Genomic DNA, 19,435 nt, shown 5'->3' with positions numbered 1-19,435 from the left:
TCGCGGGCCGAAGGGTTGCGGGAGCGGCCCTCGTCGCGTAATTCCTGTCCATGACAGCCACCACCCAAGCCCGCCCCGCGTCGACGCCGCTTCCGGCCTCGGCGCATGAGAAGATTCTGATCGTCGATTTCGGCAGCCAGGTCACCCAGCTGATCGCCCGCCGCGTCCGTGAAGACGGCGTCTATTCCGAGATCGTGCCGTTCCAGAAGGCCGAAGAAGCCTTCAAGGAAATGCAGCCGAAGGCGGTGATCCTCTCGGGCGGTCCGGCCTCCGTGCTGGACGATGGCGCACCATCTGCCCCGATATCGATCCTCACCGCCGGCGTGCCGGTGCTCGGTATCTGCTATGGCGAGCAGACGATGGCCCAGCAGCTCGGTGGTCTGGTCGAGGCCGGCCATCACCGCGAGTTTGGCCGCGCCACGCTGGAGGTCACCGACAACTGCACGCTGTTCGACGGCGTCTGGCAGAAGGGCGGCCATTACCAAGTCTGGATGAGCCATGGCGACCGCGTCACAAAGCTGCCCGACGGTTTTCGCGCCGTGGCAAGCGCGCCGGGCTCGCCGATTTCGGTGATCGCCGACGATGCGCGAAAATTCTACGCCATGCAGTTCCACCCCGAGGTGATGCATACGCCGGATGGCGCCAAGCTGATCCGCAATTTCGTGCGCAAGGTCGCAGGCCTCACCGGCGACTGGACCATGCGCGCCTTCCGCGAGGAGGCGATCGAGAAGATCCGCAAGCAGGTAGGTCGAGGCAGGGTGATCTGCGGCCTTTCGGGTGGTGTCGATTCTGCCGTGGCCGCCGTCCTGATCCACGAGGCGATCGGCGACCAGCTCACTTGCGTGTTCGTCGACCACGGCCTGCTCCGGCTGAACGAAGCGGAGACGGTGGTCGATCTGTTCCGGCATCACTACAACATCCCGCTGGTGCATGTTGATGCCTCGAAGCAATTCCTTGGGGAGCTCAAGGGCGTCACTGACCCCGAAGCGAAGCGCAAGACCATCGGCCGCCTCTTCATCGACGTGTTCGAGGCCGAGGCAAAGAAGATCGGCGGCGCAGAGTTCCTGGCGCAGGGCACGCTCTATCCCGACGTGATCGAGAGCGTGTCCTTCACCGGCGGGCCGTCGGTGACCATCAAGTCCCACCACAATGTCGGCGGCTTGCCCGCGCGCATGAACATGAAGCTGGTCGAGCCCTTGCGCGAACTGTTCAAGGACGAAGTGCGCGCATTGGGTCGCGAGCTTGGCTTGCCCGACATCTTCGTCGGCCGGCACCCGTTCCCGGGCCCGGGCCTTGCAATCCGCTGCCCCGGCGACATCACCAGGGAAAAGCTCGACATCCTGCGCAAGGCCGATGCGGTCTATATCGACGAGATCCGCAAAGCCGGCCTCTACGATGAGATCTGGCAGGCGTTTGCCGTGCTGTTGCCGGTCAAGACCGTCGGCGTCATGGGCGACGGCCGCACCTATGATTACGTGGTAGGCCTGCGCGCAGTCACCTCGACCGACGGCATGACCGCGGACTTCTACTCCTTCGACATGAAATTCCTCGGCCGCGTCGCGACGCGGATCATCAACGAGGTCAAGGGCGTCAACCGCGTGGTGTACGACGTGACGTCGAAGCCGCCGGGGACGATTGAGTGGGAGTGAGGGGGAGTACCATGGAGTAGTATCGGATAGCAGAGGACACTCGGGCGAATCCTAGGCCATCGATAGCAGTCGATAGATACTCAGCGCCCCGCAGATCTGCCGCTCCGTTGGGCGTTTTCCCGCTCTTTGAACAGCGTCCATACGCCTTCGATTACTGCTCCTTCTTGAACAAATCCTGGAAAATGAGCGGGCCCCAAGTGCGGCCGCGTGCGTGCACCAGCGCGCCACCCTCGTTGAGCTTTCCCAGCTTGACGGGTGCGAACCCGAGTTGTTTGGCCAAGGCCGCCACGGGAGCGGTCGCGTCCTCGTCGTCGCTCGACAGAAAGACGACCCGGTGGCCGCCCTCGACGATCGGATCGGCAGCCAGGGTGGCCGCAATCAGGTGATTGAAGCCTTTCACGAACTTGGCGCCGGTGAACGCCTTCGCGACGAAGGCGGAGGACGGGAGACCGTCCAACTCCTCAAGGGGAACCAACGCGTTCATCGCGTCGATGACCGTCTTGCCTTTCCAACTCGGCAGGGCCTTCGCAACCTCGCGATGCTCCCCGAACGGGACCGCCAAGATGATTGTGTCGGCCTCGAGTGCATCCCGCAGCGACTTGGCGACGACCGTGGGTCCAATCGCCCGAGCCTGCGGCGCCAACGCCTCGGGCGGCCGGCGGCTCGCGACGGCCACCTTGATGTTCTTACGGGCGAAGGCGTGGGCGAGGGCCCGGCCTACCGCACCGAATCCTACAATCGCATAGCTCATGATACTTCTCCGATCCGTGTTGATATCGATTCCCCGGCCTTCAACGGCGCTGGGTTATCCGTTTCGCTGCATGGTGACCTTCGCGAGATCTTCGGACCGCCACCCCAAGCGATGCGCGTCATCGGTTCGAATTCCTGAATTGACGCGTAGACGTCCTGCCGTGAACGACTTCCGCGCGGCCGGACGGTCAGCCGCGATCAGGCGCGATTTCAGATGGCCGAGAAGCCGCCGTCGACAGACAGCTCCACCCCATTCACGAAGCTCGAGTCGTCAGAAGCAAGAAACACCGCGGCCGCCGCAATTTCCTCAGGACGACCCATCTTTCCCCGCGGGATCAGGGATTCAAACATCCGCTTCGCCTCCTCGGTGAGAACTTGGTCCTGCATCGGTGTGGCGATCGGCCCCGGGCTCAGCACGTTCACCCGGATATGCCTGCCCTTCAGTTCGTTGAGCCAAGTGCGTGCGAATGAGCGCAACGCCGCCTTGCTCGCCGAATACACGCCGTAGCCAGGAAAACCTTTCGCCGAAGCAACTGACCCGGTCATGAAGATCGATCCGCCATCGTTGAAAAGCGGCAACGCCTTCTGAACCGTAAACAGCGTGCCGCGCGTATTCAGGCCGAAGGCCGCATCGAAGTGCTGCTGGGTAATCTCGCCCAGTGGGACTGCTTCGCCCGTGCCGGCGCTCGCGTACAGGACGTCGATCTTACCCTTTTCCCGTTTGACTGTGTCGAACAGACGGTCGAGGTCGTCGAGATTGGCCGCGTCGCCGCGCACGCCGGTCACATTCCGGCCAATCAGCCTGACGGCCTCGTTGAGCGCCTCCTGCCTCCGGCCCGTGACGAAAACATAGGCGCCTTCTTCAACGAACCGCTTGGCGCTCGCCAGCGCCATGCCGCTCGATCCGCCCGTGATGACTGCAACCTTACCCTCAAGTTTTCCCATGACTTTTCCTTTCAGGCTCCGCCTTTGGTCGTTCGGGGAGGCCCCCCGAGAACCTCGACGTAGGTCTGCCGGCGTCAGGCGTTGAGTGCGGAAGCGCGCACATCGGTGGTGCGAAATCGATCCGGTTGGACGGCTGAGGTCAGCCGCGACCATCAGTGTCCGCCGTTGGGAATTGGGCCGGCGCTCGTCTGCATGGGCTATGATGACCGCCCGTGCTACCCACATACGAGATGCTGTTCGATGGTGTCGGACACGGGCTTTGGAAGGCGCACTCCGGCGGTGCGGTATTGCACCATGATCGACTGGGATGACGTTCGCTATTTTCTCGCCGTCGCGCGCGGAGGCTCGGTGCGGGCTGCCGCCGAGCGCCTCGGTGTGAACCACTCGACCGTACTGCGTCGCATCGCCCAGCTGGACGAACGCCTCGGGGTGCACATGTTCGAAAAGCTGCCTTCGGGCTACCGCCTGACCGCTGCCGGCGAGGAGGTCCTCGAGTTCGCGGACCAGATGGAAGCGTCGTCGCACCTGCTGGAGACGCGCGTCTTCGGGCGCGACCAGAGCGTGCGCGGGCTTCTGCGGGTGACGCTGGCACCGCCCCTCGCGACACACCTGCTCATGCCGGACTTCGCCGATTTCGCGCGTCTGCATCCGGACATCGAGATGGAAATCTTGTCGTCCGGCGATCTGGCAAATCTGACCAACCGAGAGGCCGACGTCGCGATCCGCGTCGTCTACGACCGCAAAACCCTGCCGCTCAATCTTCACGGCCTGAAGGGACCGGAGCTGTTCGGCGGCGTGTACATGTCCCGCGATCGACTGGCCGCGTGGCGTGCAGGCGCGCCTGATCCCATCCGGTGGATCGTCATAAGCATTCATGGAATTCCGGATTGGGCCAGCGAAGGTGAGGTTCGCACCGCGGGCGTTGCATTCAGGACCACGGACGCCGAGGCGCAGATCGTTGCTGTACGGCAAGGGCTCGGGATCACGACACTGCCGTGCTTCGTCGCAGATGCCGACCCCCTACTGGTGAGGGTGCCGGGCACCGGCCTGCACATGTACGGAACGCTGTGGCTTCTCACAAAGGGGGAGACACGCAAGACGAAGCGCGTGCGGCTCTTCACTGAGTTCGTATCCCGCAGGCTCGCCGCGTACGCTCCGCTTCTCGCGGGGCTGTCCATATCGCGCGACTGACGCGCGGCCGGTCGCCGGCGACGCTTGCCGCAATCCGGTCGGAAGCCGAGCCGCGATCGCTCCACTCGTGCTGCTGACGGTAGTCTTCGGCTATGTCGGCGGTGCGGGCAAGCGGCGCGCGATGCAGTCGATAGACTCCGATAGGTAGCGGAATTGCCAGTTCTTCCTGAGGAGCAATTTTTTCTGTGAATTCACGACCAAAAAATTGCGGCGGGCATACCGTCGGCATTTGTCCGTCAGATTTGAAGATTTGTGCTTGAAATCAACGACGAAACGTCGTTCGAAATGATCGAGTGGGAGTGAGGGGAGCGTAGTTTCGGATAGTCCGGGATACCGTGTCGATAGATCTGGAATCGCTCACAATGCGCGGGTGCGTTCGCGTACCTTCTCACCTCTGAGGAAGACCGCGGCCACCAGGAGCGGCCGCGGCCTGGACAACCATCACGCGCGTTCGGCGTCCTTCTTCAGATTGCTATAGGCGGCGGGCACGTTGACCGTGTTGTGCGCCCAATCGAACAGGCTGTACTCGCCGAAGCGCGACATCTCGACCGTCTTGAGCGTGTCCTCGATCGACTGCCCTTCGGCGACCGCCTTTTCGACGGCCGCGTCGAGTTCTCGCAGGTAGGCGAGCGGAAATTCGATGTCGGCCGGGCGCATCGGCTTGCCATGCCCGGGGATGATGGTGGCGTCTTCGGGCAGGAAGGCCTTCACCGCCGCAAGAGTCGTGATCGTGTCCCTGTGACGGCCCTCGAGGAGCCACGGGAGCGCCGGCGACGGCGCCTGGATCATGTTGCCTACCCACAGCACCTTGGCATCCGGCGACCAAATCACAAGATCACCTGGCGTCTGTGCGAAGCCGAAGTGGCGGACCTCGACAAGGCGACCGCCGAGGTCGACCGTGATCATGTCGGGAACGATGATGTCGGCGCTGCGTGACTGGACACGCTCGATGCCCTTGCCCTCGCCCATCAGGTCAAGCATGAACTTCCGGTCGTCCTCGAAGTTCTCGTCCATGTAACGCTTGGTCGCCGGGTGCTGGATGACGACCGCGGTGTCTGGGAACACGAAGTTCCCATAAGCATGGTCACCATGATAGCTGGTGTTGACGAGGAAGCGGATGGGCTTCGACGTTTCCCTGCGCACGAGCCCGATGAGCTGTGAGGCGAGATCACCGTTAACCATCGATTCAATGACGAGCACGGCGCGTTCACCGATGATGAAACCGGCGGTGGTGGCGACATGGTCCTTTTCGTTCACATCATCCGGAAGCACCGCGAACACGCCCGGCGAGAGCTCCTTCGAAACAAGATTGACTGTTGCAGCATCCCAAGGTGACGACATGATGTTTCTCCTTCACTCAATGAGCCCGACATCGGGCGAGGCAACGCGCGACCGCTCCGATCCCGCGAATTCAGGATGGACACTTGTCGGCATGATAACCGGCTAGTCCCGCCGGGCGTGCGGTGGGGCCGGGCGTCCATGAATGGTCGCCTTGGGCGCATAGCGCTTCGCGAGGCTAATCGGCGAGGCCCCGCTCTCACCGGACGCCGGCTTCCAGACTTCGTACTCGGTGCCGCCGCCCCAATGATCCGTTCGGCCATTGGTGTAGTCGGTTAGAAACTGATCGAGCAGATAACCATTGGCCCCGTGGATCTCGACGCCATCGAAACCCGCGATGGTGACGGCCAACGCGCCATGGGCCTTGATGCCGGTCACTACGGGCTTCCACGCATGGGTCTATGGCCATTTATAACGCTAGACGCGAAAAGGCAGTTGTCGTCTATCATCATCGGCCAAGCTCTTTCGCCTGTTCGGGGCTTGAGATCAGTGTCGAACAGACAATTAAGGGAGGCGGCAGCCGTACTGTAGTCGGCCTAGCGGGTAAGCAATTTATCACGTATTGTTATAATATGAACCTCGCGGATGTTGAATTGTTCAGGACGATCGCTGCGCTCGGCAGCTTGTCAGCGGCAGCAAGACACCTAGGCACTACGCCTATGCTGGTCAGCCGCAGACTGGCAGCGCTAGAGGGGCAAATTGGCGCGCGGTTGTTTCACCGCACGACACGGTCGCTGTCGCTGACGACCGAAGGTGAGGCCTTTGTCCCTCACGCTGCCGCGCTAATTGAAACCCGCGACGCTGCACTGGAGTCGGTATCGCCGCGCAGGATCGGCCTCTCGGGTACTCTCAAGATTACGGCGCCCAATGTGATCGGTCACGCGGTTGTTGTCCCACTCATTTCCGAGTTGATCGCTGACAATCCATCACTGCATGTCGACCTGACGCTGAGCGACGGCGTCATCGATCTCGCATCGACAGGGCTCGATATTGCAATACGCGTGGCCCCCTTGAAGCCATCGGACATGATCGCGACAAAGCTGGCCGATAATCCCTATGTGGTATGTGCAGCCCCTTCCTATATCGCCCGCCTCGGGCAGCCGGCCACCACGGCTGACCTCGTCGGTCACCCCTGCATAAAGCTTCATGCCATGAACAGCTGGCCTTTCCGCCGCGGCGAGGAGATCGATCGCGTTCGCATTGAGGGGCCGTTCTCGACCAACACGGTCGATAGCGTTCGCGCGGCCTGCCTGGCGGGGGTCGGGATCGCGATGATGACCTATTGGGATGTGCGCGAGCAGTTGGAGCGCGGCGATCTCAAGCGGATCGAGCTTGAAGACGCAATTCCCCACGAACTGGGCATCTGGGCGGTGTTCCCAACACGCCGCCTCATGCCAAGCCGCGTCAAAGTGTTGATCGAAGCGTTGCGAGCAAGCCTCGCGTCACCGGCCGACTCAAATGGCCACTGTGGGCCAACACGACTACCGGATTGAACGGCCGAAATTGGGCGCGGTTACCGATGGTTTGGTTCGCGGCGTGCGGACGGCAGGTATTGTCAGGAGCTGATGTTCGCGCCGCGATAACCGGGATGACCGGAAGTGGGTCGAGAGCAGCCACGAGCCATAAAATTTGCGGGGCGACGCCTCTCTGTCGGTCGAAAGCAACCGTCATCGCAGTCGATCATAACGACTACGGCCGAATCCCCGCGGCCTCGGCGATCAGTTCGAACGAGCGCAGCCGCGTGGGATGATCGTAGACGTCGGACACGACGATCAGCTCGTCGGCGCCGGTTTCCTTCACCAGCGCCTCCATTCCCGCGCGAACCGTGTCGGGAGAACCGATGATGGAGCGCGCGAGCATGCGCATCGCCTGGGCCTTTTCCGCTGGTGACCAATAGGTTTCGATGTCGGCGATCGGCGGTCGGCTCAGGCCGCGCGCGCCGCGAAAGATATTCGCAAACGACATCTGCTGCGTTGTGGCCAGCCGACGTGCCTCGGCGTCGCCAGAGGCCGCAATGATGTTGACGCCGACCATGGCATAGGGCCGGTCGAGCTGTTCGGAGGGCTTGAATCGGTTGCGATAGATCTGTAGCGCCGGAATGAGTTCGTCCGGCGCGAAGTGCGACGCGAAGGCATAAGGAAGCCCGAGTTCGGCGGCCAGCATCGCGCCGAAATGGCTTGATCCGAGAATCCAGAGCGGCACGTCCGTTCCCGCCGCCGGCACGGCTTGGATGCGCTGGTTTGGACCGGCCGGCGCCAGGAACGCCTGCACCTCCAGAACGTCCTGAGGGAAGTTCTCGGCCGCTTCGGGCGAGCGGCGCAAGGCGCGCAGCGTAAGCTGGTCGGTGCCCGGTGCGCGTCCGAGGCCAAGATCGACGCGGCCCGGAAACAACCGTGCCAGCGTCCCGAACTGCTCAGCGATGACATAGGGCGCGTGGTTGGGCAGCATGATGCCGCCGGCGCCGACCCGAATCCTGCTTGTCCCGCCTGCGATATGGGCAAGAACCACCGACGTCGCGGCGCTGGCAATCCCCGGCATGTTGTGATGCTCGGCGACCCAGATACGGTTGTAACCCCAGCGCTCGGCATGAGCAGCGAGATCGCGGGCGTTGTCGAGCGCGCCACGCGCGTCCGTTTCCTCGGTCACGCGGACGAGGTCGAGGATGGACAGAGGCGTCATGGTCTACTCCCGGAAGAAGCCCACAGCAGTTCGGGGTGATTGGAGTAAGCCAGCCACGCAACCGTCGGAAAGTGGATACGCTCTCCACTTTCCCCCTATATGGAGACTATCTCCGTCGGGTCAATGCGGTTGACACTTCGTAATCGCCTGCGAGTCACGCTTTCGCCAACCCGGCCTACGATCTCGCGGCCATCTTCGCGAATCGCTTGATCAATCGCTCGCGCTTGAGGCGGGACAATCGGTTGATCCAGAACAGGCCGTCGAGCTGGTCGATCTCATGCTGGTGGCAAACGGCGCGCAGGCCGTCCGACTCCTCCATATGCATGTTGCCGTCGACATCGTGATAGCTGATCCGGACGCGCGCATGACGCTGGACCTCGTCGTTGACACCAGGCATCGAGATGCTGCCTTCCCGGTGCACGATCATCTCGGATGATGCCCACGCGATCTCTGGATTGACGTAAGTGCGCGCGCCTTCGCTGGAGCCGAGGTCGAGCACGACGACCCGCAAGAAGACACCAATATGCGGCGCCGTGATCCCGATTCCGGGGGCCGCATGCATCGTCTCAAGCAAATCCCTTGCAAGCTCGCGCAACGCGTCGTCGAATTCGGTCACAGGCCGTGCCGGGATCGCGAGCCGCGGGTCGGGGTAGCGGACAATGGGGCGGATGGTCATGATCTCCAGGGAAACTGCAGGTGAGCTTCGGCGCTGAAATAAACGCTATTTGGAGTGCCGCACAGCATCGATGTTAGCGAGATGCTGTCAAATAGGGGCTGTCATCAGTGCGCGGACCCAACCGGCCTCGACGCCGCGGCGAAAGGCCCACAGCCGGCCCGGTGAGCCCATTATAGTGACGTCATCAAGAAAAGTTGTCAGCGTTCGTATCCGCCTGTCGGTTCCGGCCCATCTCGTTCGTCTTCCACCCAGCAAAGCTGCACAGGAGACCAGGAATGACCACTTCTCGCTATCGCTGGGTGATCGTTGCGGCCGGCGGGCTGTTGGGCTGCGTTGCCATTGGCGGAATGTTTTCGCTGCCGGTTCTGCTCCAGCCTATCGCGCGGGACACCGGCTGGTCGGTGACGGGCGTGTCCAGCGCGATGACCATCGGTTTTCTCGCGATGGCAATGACCAGCATGGTCTGGGGAACCTTGTCCGACCGGCTCGGGCCGCTGCCGGTGGTATTGACCGGCTCAATCGTCATCGCACTGAGCCTCGCGCTTGCCAGCCGGGCGACGTCGCTGGTCGCGTTTCAGTTCATCTTCGGCGCCATGGTCGGCAGCGCCACCGCCGCGATCTTTGCACCGATGATGGCGACCGTCACCGGCTGGTTCGATACCCATCGCAGCCTCGCCGTATCGCTGGTCTCGGCCGGCATGGGGATGGCGCCAATGACCATGTCGCCGCTCGTCGCCTGGCTCGTCTCGCACCATGACTGGCGGACCTCGATGCAGATTCTCGCCGTCGTGGTCGCCGCGATCATGATTCCCGTCTCGCTCTTGGTTCGCCGCGCGCCGGCGCTTGAGGCAGCGCTTGCCGCGCCCTCCGATGGAGCGCCGCCGCAAAAGGAGATGTCGCTGGCGCAGGCGCTGCGCTCGCCGCAATTCGCGATTCTGCTCGCGACCAATTTCTTCTGCTGCGCGACGCATTCCGGCCCGATCATCCACACCGTGAGCTATGCCATCAGTTGTGGAATTCCGATGATCGCGGCGGTGACGATCTACAGCGTGGAAGGCCTGGCGGGGATGGGCGGACGCATCGCGTTTGGCCTGTTGGGTGACCGCTTCGGCGCCAAGCGCACGCTGGTGGCGGGCCTGCTCGTACAGGCGTTCGGCGCATTGGCTTATGTCTTCGCCCGTGAGCTTGCCGCGTTCTACGCCGTGGCGGCGCTGTTCGGCTTTGTCTATGCCGGCACCATGCCGCTCTATTCAGCGCTCGCGCGCGAGAATTTTCCGTTGCGGATGATGGGGACCGTGATCGGCGGTTTGGCGATGGCTGGCAGCCTCGGCATGGCGTCGGGACCGGTCGCCGGCGGTCTGATCTACGACACGTTTGCCAGCTACGCCTGGCTTTATATCGGCTCCTGGGCCGTCGGACTTGGCGCCTTCCTGATCGCGCTGACCTTCAAGCCATTTGCCAAGGTCGAGGCTGAGCCCGCAGCTGCGCCGGCATAGGAGGTATGCTCTCCATCCTGCCGCCAAACTGGCATCGCTGTGGCAGCATCGACGCCTTCCGTCGCCAGTTAAGTCAGGAAATCCAATGGCACGCGTGCGCTGTATCACCGAGATGGGCATGGGCGTCGACGTTCACGGCAAGGACGCCACCAAGGCGGCGAAGCGGGCGCTGTCGGATGCGATCAGACATTCGAGCCTCGGCTTCTTCCGCATGCTTGGCAAGACCGCGAACGACATGTTCGTCGATGTCACCATCGGCGTGCCGGACCCGAGCGGCGTCGATACCGCGGCGGTCGCGAAGGAACTGCCCTACGGCACGGTGACCGTGAGCGCGGTGAAAGGCGGGCTGGAAATTCCGGCCGAAAGTGGCGGGGATTCCATCATCATTGCCAACGCGGCTGTCATCGTAAGTCTCGACAACGGCGCGGCCTAGACTAGCCGCCATCCTCCCGCGCCACGTCCCGCAGCAGCGCGATGAGCTCAGGCGCGTCGCGGCGGATCTGGGCCAGATGCTCGGCCGAGAGCTTTTCCAGCAGCCTGTTGGCCTTCGCGGTGAGGCTGAGGAAGACCCTGCGGCGGTCGACATCGTCGCGCTCGCGTCGCACGAGGCCCGCATCCTCCAGGCGGTCGGCGAGTTCGACCGCGGTCTGCGGCTTCAAAAGAAGTTGTTCGGCGAGATCATTGACCGTCATGCCGGTCTCAGGCGCGAGGCCACGAATCGCGAGGATCGCCTGATGCTGCTGCGGCGGAAGGCCGGCTTTGCGGGCTGCGTCCTCGCTAAACGCCAGAAATACCCGCAACGACCGTCGGAACGCGGCCAGCGTCGCGTAATCCTGCTGGTCCAGTGCTTCGGTGAGGAGGCGGCGGCGCTTTCGACTTTCGTTCATGATATCCGTTGAATTAGTTCGTAATACGAGTTATTCGCAGTGCGATATAATCGGAACAGTACAGGCCTCGCTTCACGGGCGGGAGCCCGGGAGAAGCTGTCTTGCATCGTTCGCAATCCGCCAGCGCCGCGCCGTCGCGGCTCGGCGACTTTACCACCGATCGTCGCGTCCTCGTTCTCGTTGCCATGGCCGTCTTTGTCGGGACCGGCGGTGTCGCGGCGGCGTGGGTGTTGTTGCGGGCGATTGCGCTCGTCACCAACCTGGTCTGGTTCCAGACCATCGACGCGCACACGGTGTCGCTTGCAGGCGCCAAGGCCAATTGGTGGATGGTGGCGGCGCCCGCGCTGGGCGGCCTGATCATCGGGCTGATGGCGCGATTCGGCTCCGAGAAGATCCGGGGCCACGGCATTCCCGAGGCGATCGAGGCCATCCTGATCGGCGAGAGCCGGATGTCGCCCAAGGTCGCGCTGCTCAAGCCGTTGTCCTCCGCCATATCGATCGGCACCGGCGGGCCGTTCGGCGCCGAAGGCCCGATCATCATGACGGGCGGCGCGATCGGCTCGCTGTTTGCGCAATGTTTCAGCCTTAGCGCCGCCGAGCGCAAGACGCTGCTGGTGGCGGGTGCTGCGGCCGGCATGACCGCGATCTTCGGCACGCCGATCGCGGCCGTGCTGCTCGCGGTCGAACTTCTGCTGTTCGAATGGAAGCCGCGCAGCATGATTCCCGTCATCACGGCCTGCGCGCTGGCCGCTGCGCTGCGGCCGCTTGCGATCGGATCGGGGCCGTTGTTTTCCTTTGCCGGTGCGCTTGATCCGTCCTGGTGGCGGCTTCTTGCGGCAGTCGGGGTCGGCATTGTCGCAGGGCTGCAATCGGGTCTGCTGACAGGACTCCTCTACAAGGCCGAAGACCTGTTCGGGGCACTGCCGATCCACTGGATGTGGTGGCCGGCCATCGGCGGCCTTGCGGTCGGACTCGGCGGCCTCGTCGAGCCGCGCGCGCTAAGCGTCGGCTATGATGTGATCGGCGATCTGCTCGGTGGCCACATCACGGCGGGACAGGTCGGGATGATCCTGGTTGTGAAGTCGATCATCTGGATCATCGCGCTGGCCTCGGGCACGTCGGGCGGAGTGCTGGCGCCGCTGTTGATCTTCGGCGGCTGCCTCGGCTGGCTCGAGGGCCAGTTCCTGCCGGGCGATCCCAGCGCCTGGGCGTTGATCGGCATGGCGGCCATGATGGGCGGCACGATGCGCTCGCCGCTGACCGGCATCCTGTTTGCGGTCGAACTGACCGGCAATCTCGCGCTGCTCGGACCGCTGCTCGCTGCGACTGGCGCAGCCTATGCGGTCACGGTGTTACTGCTCAAGCGCTCGATCCTGACCGAGAAGATTGCGCGACGCGGACAGCATGTCGTGCGCGAATACAGTATCGACCCGTTCGAACTCCTGCGCGTCTCCGATGTGATGGTGCGGGAGGTCGACGCGCTGTCGGCCGACATGACCGTCGACCAGGCGATCGCGTTTTTCTCGGCCGACGAGCACCGCCACAAATCCTATCCGATCCAGAGCCGGGACGGCCGCGTCATCGGCATGGTCACCCGGGCCGATATCCTGCGCTGGCGGACCGAGCCCGACGTCCACGCGGAGACGCTGTTCGATCGCCACTCCGACGACTCGCCCATCATTGGTCACGCTGACGAGACGGTGGCGCGGCTGGCGGATCGGATGGCGGCGGAAGACGTCGGCCGCGTGCCGATCGTCGAGCGCAGCACCATGCGCCTCGTTGGCCTCGTCTCGCGCAAGGACCTGTTGCGGATCCGCCGCACTGCCCGCGCCGCCGAAGAGACGAGACGGAGCTATTTCGGCAAGACGCTTGCGGCCGAAGCGGAGGGGCCGGCCGGCGCCGAGGTCGTCAGCGCAGCGGATTGAGCGTCTCGTGGTCGCTCGCTGATCCGCCTCACGCGGAGGTCATTTGCCAGCCCGCTTCGGCCGTCTGACCGCGCGGACCTTGCCGCTGGTGCCGCCGCCGCAGAAGAACTGGTCGGCGCCGTCGGACTCCAGTCCCGATATGCCGATGCCGGGCGGCATGTCCAGGCGCTCCAGCGCCTCGCCGGTCTTCGGGTCGATGCGGCGCAGGTCGCTTTCGTCGCCTTCCCATGTGGCGTGCCAGAGCTCACCGTCGACCCAGGTGACGCCGGTGACGAAGCCTTTTGACTCGATGGTGCGAAGGATCTTGCCGGTCTGCGGATCGACCTGGTGGATCTTGCGCTCGCGATAGACGCCGACCCAGAGCGAGCCTTCGGCCCAGGCCATTCCGGAGTCTCCGCCGCCGCCGGGCGCCGGGATGGTTGCGAGCACTTCTCCGGTCTTGGGATCGACCTTCTGGATGCGGTTTTCGGCAATCTGGTACAGATGCTGGCCGTCGAAGGCGGTGCCGGCGTGGGCTGCGACGTCGATCGCGCGCTGCACGTTGCCGCGCCCGGGATCGAGCGCATTGAGCTTGTCGCCGGAGGCAAACCAGACGCTCTCGCCGTCATAGGTGACGCCGTTGATGCGCTCGACGCCTGGAAATGGGCCATATTCCCCGATGATCTCGGCCGCTGCTCGCTTCATATGCTCTTTCCAATCGCTTGTTGGCTCGCCGCGATCCTAGCCACCCGGGAGCGCAGCAGGGAGTAACAAGGTCGTCGCGAATCCGGGTAGCGGCGGCGTCATCCAGCGTCGGGCGCGGCCGCGTCCGAACGACTGGATCTTGCCGGCACCCGCCAAGTCGTCGAGTGCGCGCTGCACCGTGCGTTGGCTGGCGCCGAGCGCGACCGCCAGCGCCGAGCTCGACCAGGATTCGCCGTCGGCGAGAAAGGCGAGCACGGCTGCGTGCTCCTCCTCGACCGGCCGGGCCAGCACGACAACCTCGTGTGCGTGGCGGGGCACCAGTGCAAAACCGTCCTTGGTGGCGCTGATATCGGCAAAGGGCCGCAGCATGCGGCGCAGCCGGCCCATCTCAACGCGCAGCCGCGCGCGATGCGATTCATCGGCATGTTTGGCGCGGAACGCCCGCGCCACCAGCGTGCTCCGCGAGACGTCGCCGGGCCACGCCTCGCCGAGCGCGCGGGCGAGCGCAAACAGGACAGGGCGCGTTGCAAACGAGACCTGCGTCTTGCTTTCGCACACGACATAACGGCAGGCGTCGATGACCAGCGCTTTCGAGGCCAGCAGTGCCTCGACGTCTTCAAGCAGCAGCGGCCGCGTCTCGTCACGGGTGATCAGGCGCGCGGCGGGCGTGTTGAGAACAAGTGCGGCGCTGTCGACCTCCGCATGCAGCGCCGGAATCCCCGCCAGATGCGCGGCGCGCGCGGCCCGGGTCAGTGCGGCACGCGCCAATTTGGTTTGCAGCCGCCGCATCGCGATGCCGGCAACGACCAGCTCGTGAACGGTGCGCGACGCCGGCGGGAAGGGCGAGGGATCGAGATCTCCAAGTTTGCGTTCGGCCTCGTCGAGGCGACCGATCAGAAGCAGCCGGCGGATGTCGAGGTTTTGCGCATAGGCCGCGTTCAGGCGGTCGCCATGCTCTTCAAGCGTGGCGCGCGCCGCGTCGAGCGCCTTGGCGGGCCACGTAAGATCGCGCGAGACCAGCGCGATCTCGGCTTCCGCAACCACACATCTGGCGCGGGCCACGGCCTCCTTCGGACCGAAAGCGCGGGCCGCTCCCCGCAGAAGCGCCTTGGCGCGAACGAGGTCGCCGAGCCGGGCCATCGCGATGCCACGCAGCGCCAGCGCCGGCGCATCGTTGCGCAAGGCAACGCGCTTCAGTGCGCCGAGAGGATCACCTTGTGCGAGCGCGAGCCCGGCTGCCGTGATCAGCGAGTCCATTTGAATCCCGCCAAACTTGTCACTCTCACCATCCCTGACCCGGTACTAGTCTATCTCATACTGACAAGCCAGTACGCCGGAACAACAAGGCCACCGCCATGGTCGATTGGACAATCCTTTCCCCAACGTTTCTCACCGCCATCGTCGAGTGGGTCGTGGCCGTTGTCGCCGTCTATGCCACTGGCTTTGGCTTGCCGACGAAGACCAGCCGAAGGAGCTGACAATGACGACACACATGACCGGAACCCGGGACCAATGGCTCGCCGCGCGGATCAAGCTGCTCGCGGCCGAGAAGGAATTGACCCGCCGCAGCGACGAGGTGGCCACGCAGCGACAGGCGCTGCCATGGGTCCGGATCGATAAATCATATCGGTTCGAGACCGCCGAGGGGAACGTTTCGCTTCCGGACCTGTTCAAGGGCCGCTCGCAGCTCATCGTCTATCACTTCATGTTTGGGCCCGATTACACGGCCGGTTGCCCGTCCTGTTCGTCCATCGCGGACGGGTTCAACGGTCTCGCCGTGCACCTGGCGAACCACGACGTGATGCTGATGGCGGTGTCGCGCGCGCCGCTGGCGAAGCTGCAGGCGTTCAAGAAGCGAATGGGCTGGACGTTCCCCTGGGCGTCGTCCTTCGGCAGCGACTTCAACGCCGATTTCAACGTCTTCTTCACCGAGGCGCAGCAGCGCGACGGCGGCATCGACTACAACTACCATCGCGAGGCGCCGGCGCCCGGCCGTGAGCCGCTGGCAGGCAAGACCGTGCAGGAATGGCGGGAGCCCGGCGGCGAGGGGCCCGTCGCGCAGATCGCTGCTATGACCGGCACCGATGTTCCGACCTACACCCGCGATCGGCCCGGCATGAGTGCTTTCGTGGAGGACGACGGCGTCATCTATCACACCTATTCCTGCTACGCCCGCGGGCTCGACGGCCTTTGGGGCATGTATCAGTGGCTCGATCGCGCGCCGCTTGGCCGCAACGAGCAGGGCATCTGGTGGCGCCGCCATGACGAATACGGCAGGCACTGAAGCGGGCGCCGGAAGGAGCCCGGCTCTCGGCGCGGCCGATGTGCTGGCGCTCGCGGCGGCGCCGACCTTCGCCGCCATGGCGCTGCTGAATGCTATCCTCGGCAGCGCGCAAGCGGACATGATCTGCTCGGCGGCGCAAGGCTCGAGCCTGAGCGGAATGGTCCCGATGTATGTCCTGATGAGCGCCTTCCATCTCGCGCCCTGGTTCAGGCTCATGCTCCGCCGGCGCGGTCGCGGGCGAAGCGGCTGATGCGGATTGTGCCTCGATGAGCGATCTGATGCGCTCGGCGTCCACAGGCGTTGCCGGGTCAAAGATCCGCATCGACAGATCAGGCCGCCCGTCGACAGCGAAGGAGGAATATCCCATCCCGATGGTCGCGCGCATCGTTGTTGAAAAGGTCGCCGATCGATAGAAAACTCCTCGGCCAACGTCCGGTGGACGACGTTGGCTGAGGGAGATCAACATGTCCAGGGTCACGCGCGCGACCAAGGCGCTGGAGCAGGCGGGCGTCGCTTTCACCGTTCACAGCTATGAGTACGATCCCCACGCGGAGCAGGTCGGGATGCAGGCGGCCGACGCCCTGGGCGAGCCGCCGGCGCGGGTCCTGAAGACGCTGATGGCGCTGGTCGACGGCAAGCCGGTCTGCGTCATCGTGCCCTCCGACCGCGAGGTCTCGATGAAAAAGCTCGCGGCCGCCTTCGGCGGCAAGTCGGCGCAGATGATGAAGCCACCGGATGCCGAGCGGCTGTCAGGCCACAAGGTTGGCGGCATCAGCCCGTTCGGCCAGATGCGCCGGCCGAGAGCCGCGATCGAGGAGCAGGCGATGGCGCACGACCTCGTCTACATCAATGGCGGCCAACGCGGCTTGCAGGTGCGGCTCAGTCCACGCGATGCAGCGAAGGTGCTGGAGGCGGTGGTCGCGCCGGTGGTGGCATGAGGCGACGCGATCTAGGGCGCGCCATTCGTAGCTTATGCAAAAGGCGCGCCGGCGACTTGCGTCTATTGAGCGGCACGACTCTCCAATTTCTTCTCAAGCTCTTGCTTAAGGGCTTCAAGGTTGAAGCTCGCGCCCTTTTGCATTGGCGGGAACTCCAGCAAGGTCTGTGCTGCTTCCGCAATCTTGTTTTTTACAAATACGAACCGCCAGAACTCATAGGCGTACCAATTGTAGAAGTTGATGGATTGGTTCAGGCCGGTCCGCTCATACGGGTCCAACCGAAGATTAACTAGGATAGGCCAATCTGGCTTTACTGTACCGCCAAACCAACCATTCGGCTGGTCAAGGAAGCGGTATTTGAAGTCATCGATGCGGACCGCGCCCAGCGTCGTTTCCGCAAAGTAAAATATCTCATGGCGTTTCGAAGGTCCCTTTCCCGTGATCAGATCCGTTTGGTCATAGCCGTCGAGGTGAACCTTGTACGTCTGGTCACCAATTTGTTTGCCTCTCTTGAAGTCTTCGACAATGTTGGGGGCACCAGCGGCCGCCACCAACGTCGGGAACCAGTCGAGACCCGACACTATGCTGTTTTCGACTTTTCCAGCGGGTATTTTGCCCGGCCACCGAATGATCATCGGCACGCGGAAACCGCCTTCCATGACTGTCCCTTTGGCTCCAGCAAATGGCGTCTGACCGCCATCCGGCCAAGTGAAGTTCTCCGCCCCGTTATCTGTCGAGAATGCGAGTATGGTGTTGTTCTCAAGGCCATTGTCGCGCAGATACTTCATGACCGAGCCGACGATGTCGTCGAGCTGCGCCATCCCGGCCTCTTGAATGGACCAACCGTTCTGCGGCGTGCGCATCTTCTCGTACTTCTCAGACAAGTGCGTTACGACGTGCATGCGGGTCGGATTGAGCCAGAGGAAGAATGGCTTGTTGTCCTGCTTTGCCTTGTCGAGGAATTTGAGCGCATTCGCCAGTATCTCGTCGTCGACCGTCTCCATGCGTTTTGGGCAAAGTTCTCCTACATCCTCAATCCTCTGCTTTCCAATTTTTCCCCAGCGTGGCTCGACTGTGGGATCATCGACGTTCGTCGCGTAACTATGAAGCATGTTACGCGGTCCGACCGTCGCCTTGAGCTCGGGGGGATAGTTGACATGGCAGGGATCTTCCATCGCATCGAGGTGATAGAGATACCCGAAAAACTCGTCGAACCCGTGCACCGTCGGCAGGAACCGATTTAGGTCACCCAGGTGATTCTTGCCGAACTGGCCTGTCGCATATCCCATGGATTTGAGCACGGTGGCGATTGTCGGCGCTTCGTCCGGCATGCCCTGGGGCGACCCTGCCTGACCGACAGTCGTCAGGCCAGTGCGGAAAGGTATCTCTCCGGTGATGAAATTTGCCCGACCGGCCGTGCAACTTGCCTCGGCGTAATAGTCGGTGAAGCGCATGCCTTCCGCAGCTAGCTGGTCGAGGTTTGGCGTCCGCCCGGCCATAATGCCCTGATTGTAGACGCCGATGTTGGCCCAACCGATGTCGTCGCCCATGATGAACACGATGTTCGGCCGCTGCTGTTGTGCAGTTGCTGGCGCGCAGCAAAGGGCCGCTGCGAAGGCAGAAATGAACAATAGAATTGCTGATTTGAAGCTAGAACTCATAGTCACCTCCGGCCAAGGTAGGTAGACGGCAATGCTGCCTCGAGAATTGAACTCGCGGCCCCCCTCGTTTCTCTTGATCTAGATCAAAGCGTCCAAGGTGCCGTACCCATCTGGCGTGCCTTCCGCGCGAGCCCTCCTGTTCAGAGCCAAGGGGCTCTCTTAGCCGACCTGGTTCAATGTCCGCTTGGGGGCATTTTCGATGGATTCAGCGGGTGTCGACGGCTCGTTGATGTCCGGCTTGCCCCGAAAAGCGCCAAAGCGTGGCAAGGCCCGCAGCGCGTTTGGCCGGACGGCCGCGATTCAAACTCCAAAACTAGGCTCGCACGGGCGAA

18 protein-coding genes and 1 pseudogene are annotated in these 19,435 nt (G+C 63.4%); 9 read left to right on the top strand and 10 right to left on the bottom strand.

Annotated elements, in window-relative coordinates:
• The first annotated feature begins 50 nt into the window (after positions 1–50).
• The gene (gene guaA / locus A3AI_RS0138110) at positions 51–1,649 is read left to right on the top strand and encodes a glutamine-hydrolyzing GMP synthase (RefSeq protein ID WP_024520539.1); all 1,599 of its coding nucleotides are present in this window, start codon (positions 51–53) and stop codon (positions 1,647–1,649) included.
• A 151-nt stretch (positions 1,650–1,800) separates the two neighbouring features.
• On the opposite strand, the gene A3AI_RS0138105 is transcribed toward guaA, so the two are convergent.
• Together A3AI_RS0138105 and A3AI_RS0138100 are read right to left on the bottom strand one after the other, a co-directional pair.
• Positions 1,801–2,400 (bottom strand): NADPH-dependent F420 reductase, encoded by a 600-nt coding sequence (locus A3AI_RS0138105; protein ID WP_024520538.1) that lies wholly within the window; start codon positions 2,398–2,400, stop codon positions 1,801–1,803.
• A gap of 209 nt (positions 2,401–2,609) precedes the next feature.
• Complete coding sequence (locus A3AI_RS0138100) at positions 2,610–3,344, bottom strand: SDR family NAD(P)-dependent oxidoreductase (RefSeq protein ID WP_024520537.1); 735 nt, start codon at positions 3,342–3,344, stop codon at positions 2,610–2,612.
• Between the two features lie 294 nt (positions 3,345–3,638).
• On the opposite strand from A3AI_RS0138100, the gene A3AI_RS0138095 reads away from it, so the two are divergent.
• A complete protein-coding gene (locus tag A3AI_RS0138095; protein ID WP_024520536.1) occupies positions 3,639–4,535 on the top strand; it encodes a LysR family transcriptional regulator in 897 nt (298 codons plus the stop codon).
• Between the two features lie 441 nt (positions 4,536–4,976).
• Here A3AI_RS0138095 and A3AI_RS0138090 read toward each other — a convergent pair whose 3' ends face one another.
• Positions 4,977–5,876: an MBL fold metallo-hydrolase gene (locus A3AI_RS0138090; protein ID WP_024520535.1), complete on the bottom strand. Its 900-nt coding sequence runs from the start codon at positions 5,874–5,876 to the stop codon at positions 4,977–4,979.
• Positions 5,877–6,101: 225 nt separating this feature from the next.
• Positions 6,102–6,227 (bottom strand): annotated as a pseudogene (locus tag A3AI_RS49650) (oxidoreductase); the annotation flags it as partial.
• Positions 6,228–6,274: 47 nt separating this feature from the next.
• Between A3AI_RS49650 and A3AI_RS0138075 the strand changes: the two are divergent.
• The gene (locus tag A3AI_RS0138075; RefSeq protein ID WP_245287045.1) at positions 6,275–7,366 is read left to right on the top strand and encodes a LysR family transcriptional regulator; all 1,092 of its coding nucleotides are present in this window, start codon (positions 6,275–6,277) and stop codon (positions 7,364–7,366) included.
• A gap of 196 nt (positions 7,367–7,562) precedes the next feature.
• Here the strand turns inward: A3AI_RS0138075 and A3AI_RS0138070 are convergent, their stop codons facing one another.
• Together A3AI_RS0138070 and A3AI_RS0138065 are read right to left on the bottom strand one after the other, a co-directional pair.
• Complete coding sequence (locus A3AI_RS0138070; protein ID WP_024520532.1) at positions 7,563–8,552, bottom strand: LLM class flavin-dependent oxidoreductase; 990 nt, start codon at positions 8,550–8,552, stop codon at positions 7,563–7,565.
• Between the two features lie 175 nt (positions 8,553–8,727).
• On the bottom strand, positions 8,728–9,228 hold the full coding sequence (locus A3AI_RS0138065; protein WP_024520531.1) for a peptide deformylase: 501 nt from the start codon (positions 9,226–9,228) through the stop codon (positions 8,728–8,730).
• Positions 9,229–9,503: 275 nt separating this feature from the next.
• Here A3AI_RS0138065 and A3AI_RS0138060 point away from each other — a divergent pair, with 275 nt between their 5' ends.
• Positions 9,504–10,724 (top strand): MFS transporter, encoded by a 1,221-nt coding sequence (locus tag A3AI_RS0138060; protein WP_024520530.1) that lies wholly within the window; start codon positions 9,504–9,506, stop codon positions 10,722–10,724.
• 85 nt (positions 10,725–10,809) lie between these two features.
• Positions 10,810–11,157 (top strand): Lin0512 family protein, encoded by a 348-nt coding sequence (locus tag A3AI_RS0138055; protein ID WP_024520529.1) that lies wholly within the window; start codon positions 10,810–10,812, stop codon positions 11,155–11,157.
• A gap of 1 nt (position 11,158) precedes the next feature.
• On the opposite strand, the gene A3AI_RS0138050 is transcribed toward A3AI_RS0138055, so the two are convergent.
• Complete coding sequence (locus A3AI_RS0138050; RefSeq protein WP_024520528.1) at positions 11,159–11,611, bottom strand: MarR family transcriptional regulator; 453 nt, start codon at positions 11,609–11,611, stop codon at positions 11,159–11,161.
• A gap of 101 nt (positions 11,612–11,712) precedes the next feature.
• Between A3AI_RS0138050 and A3AI_RS0138045 the strand changes: the two genes are divergently transcribed.
• A complete protein-coding gene (locus A3AI_RS0138045; protein WP_024520527.1) occupies positions 11,713–13,536 on the top strand; it encodes a chloride channel protein in 1,824 nt (607 codons plus the stop codon).
• A 39-nt stretch (positions 13,537–13,575) separates the two neighbouring features.
• Here A3AI_RS0138045 and A3AI_RS0138040 read toward each other — a convergent pair whose 3' ends face one another.
• Both A3AI_RS0138040 and A3AI_RS0138035 read right to left on the bottom strand, forming a co-directional pair.
• Positions 13,576–14,220, bottom strand: a complete 645-nt coding sequence (locus A3AI_RS0138040) for a Vgb family protein (protein ID WP_024520526.1) — start codon at positions 14,218–14,220, stop codon at positions 13,576–13,578.
• Positions 14,221–14,256: 36 nt separating this feature from the next.
• On the bottom strand, positions 14,257–15,477 hold the full coding sequence (locus tag A3AI_RS0138035) for a hypothetical protein (protein ID WP_024520525.1): 1,221 nt from the start codon (positions 15,475–15,477) through the stop codon (positions 14,257–14,259).
• A 223-nt stretch (positions 15,478–15,700) separates the two neighbouring features.
• Between A3AI_RS0138035 and A3AI_RS0138030 the strand changes: the two genes are divergently transcribed.
• The 3 genes from A3AI_RS0138030 to ybaK all read left to right on the top strand — a co-directional run bounded on the left by A3AI_RS0138030 (position 15,701) and on the right by ybaK (position 17,442).
• Positions 15,701–16,504 (top strand): DUF899 domain-containing protein, encoded by an 804-nt coding sequence (locus A3AI_RS0138030; protein ID WP_024520524.1) that lies wholly within the window; start codon positions 15,701–15,703, stop codon positions 16,502–16,504.
• Entirely contained in the window at positions 16,482–16,754 is a 273-nt protein-coding gene (locus A3AI_RS0138025) for a hypothetical protein (protein WP_024520523.1), read from the top strand. Before A3AI_RS0138030 ends, A3AI_RS0138025 begins: the two co-directional genes overlap by 23 nt.
• Before the next feature lie 214 nt (positions 16,755–16,968).
• A complete protein-coding gene (ybaK, locus tag A3AI_RS0138015; RefSeq protein WP_024520522.1) occupies positions 16,969–17,442 on the top strand; it encodes a Cys-tRNA(Pro) deacylase in 474 nt (157 codons plus the stop codon).
• 62 nt (positions 17,443–17,504) lie between these two features.
• Here the strand turns inward: ybaK and A3AI_RS0138010 are convergent, their stop codons facing one another.
• Positions 17,505–19,103 (bottom strand): arylsulfatase, encoded by a 1,599-nt coding sequence (locus A3AI_RS0138010; protein WP_024520521.1) that lies wholly within the window; start codon positions 19,101–19,103, stop codon positions 17,505–17,507.
• Positions 19,104–19,435: the final 332 nt, after the last annotated feature.

Source organism: Bradyrhizobium sp. Tv2a-2 (assembly GCF_000472425.1).
Lineage (GTDB): Bacteria > Pseudomonadota > Alphaproteobacteria > Rhizobiales > Xanthobacteraceae > Bradyrhizobium.
The sequence above is the reverse complement of the archived record's forward strand: the minus strand, read 5'-3'. Positions and strand labels throughout refer to the sequence as shown.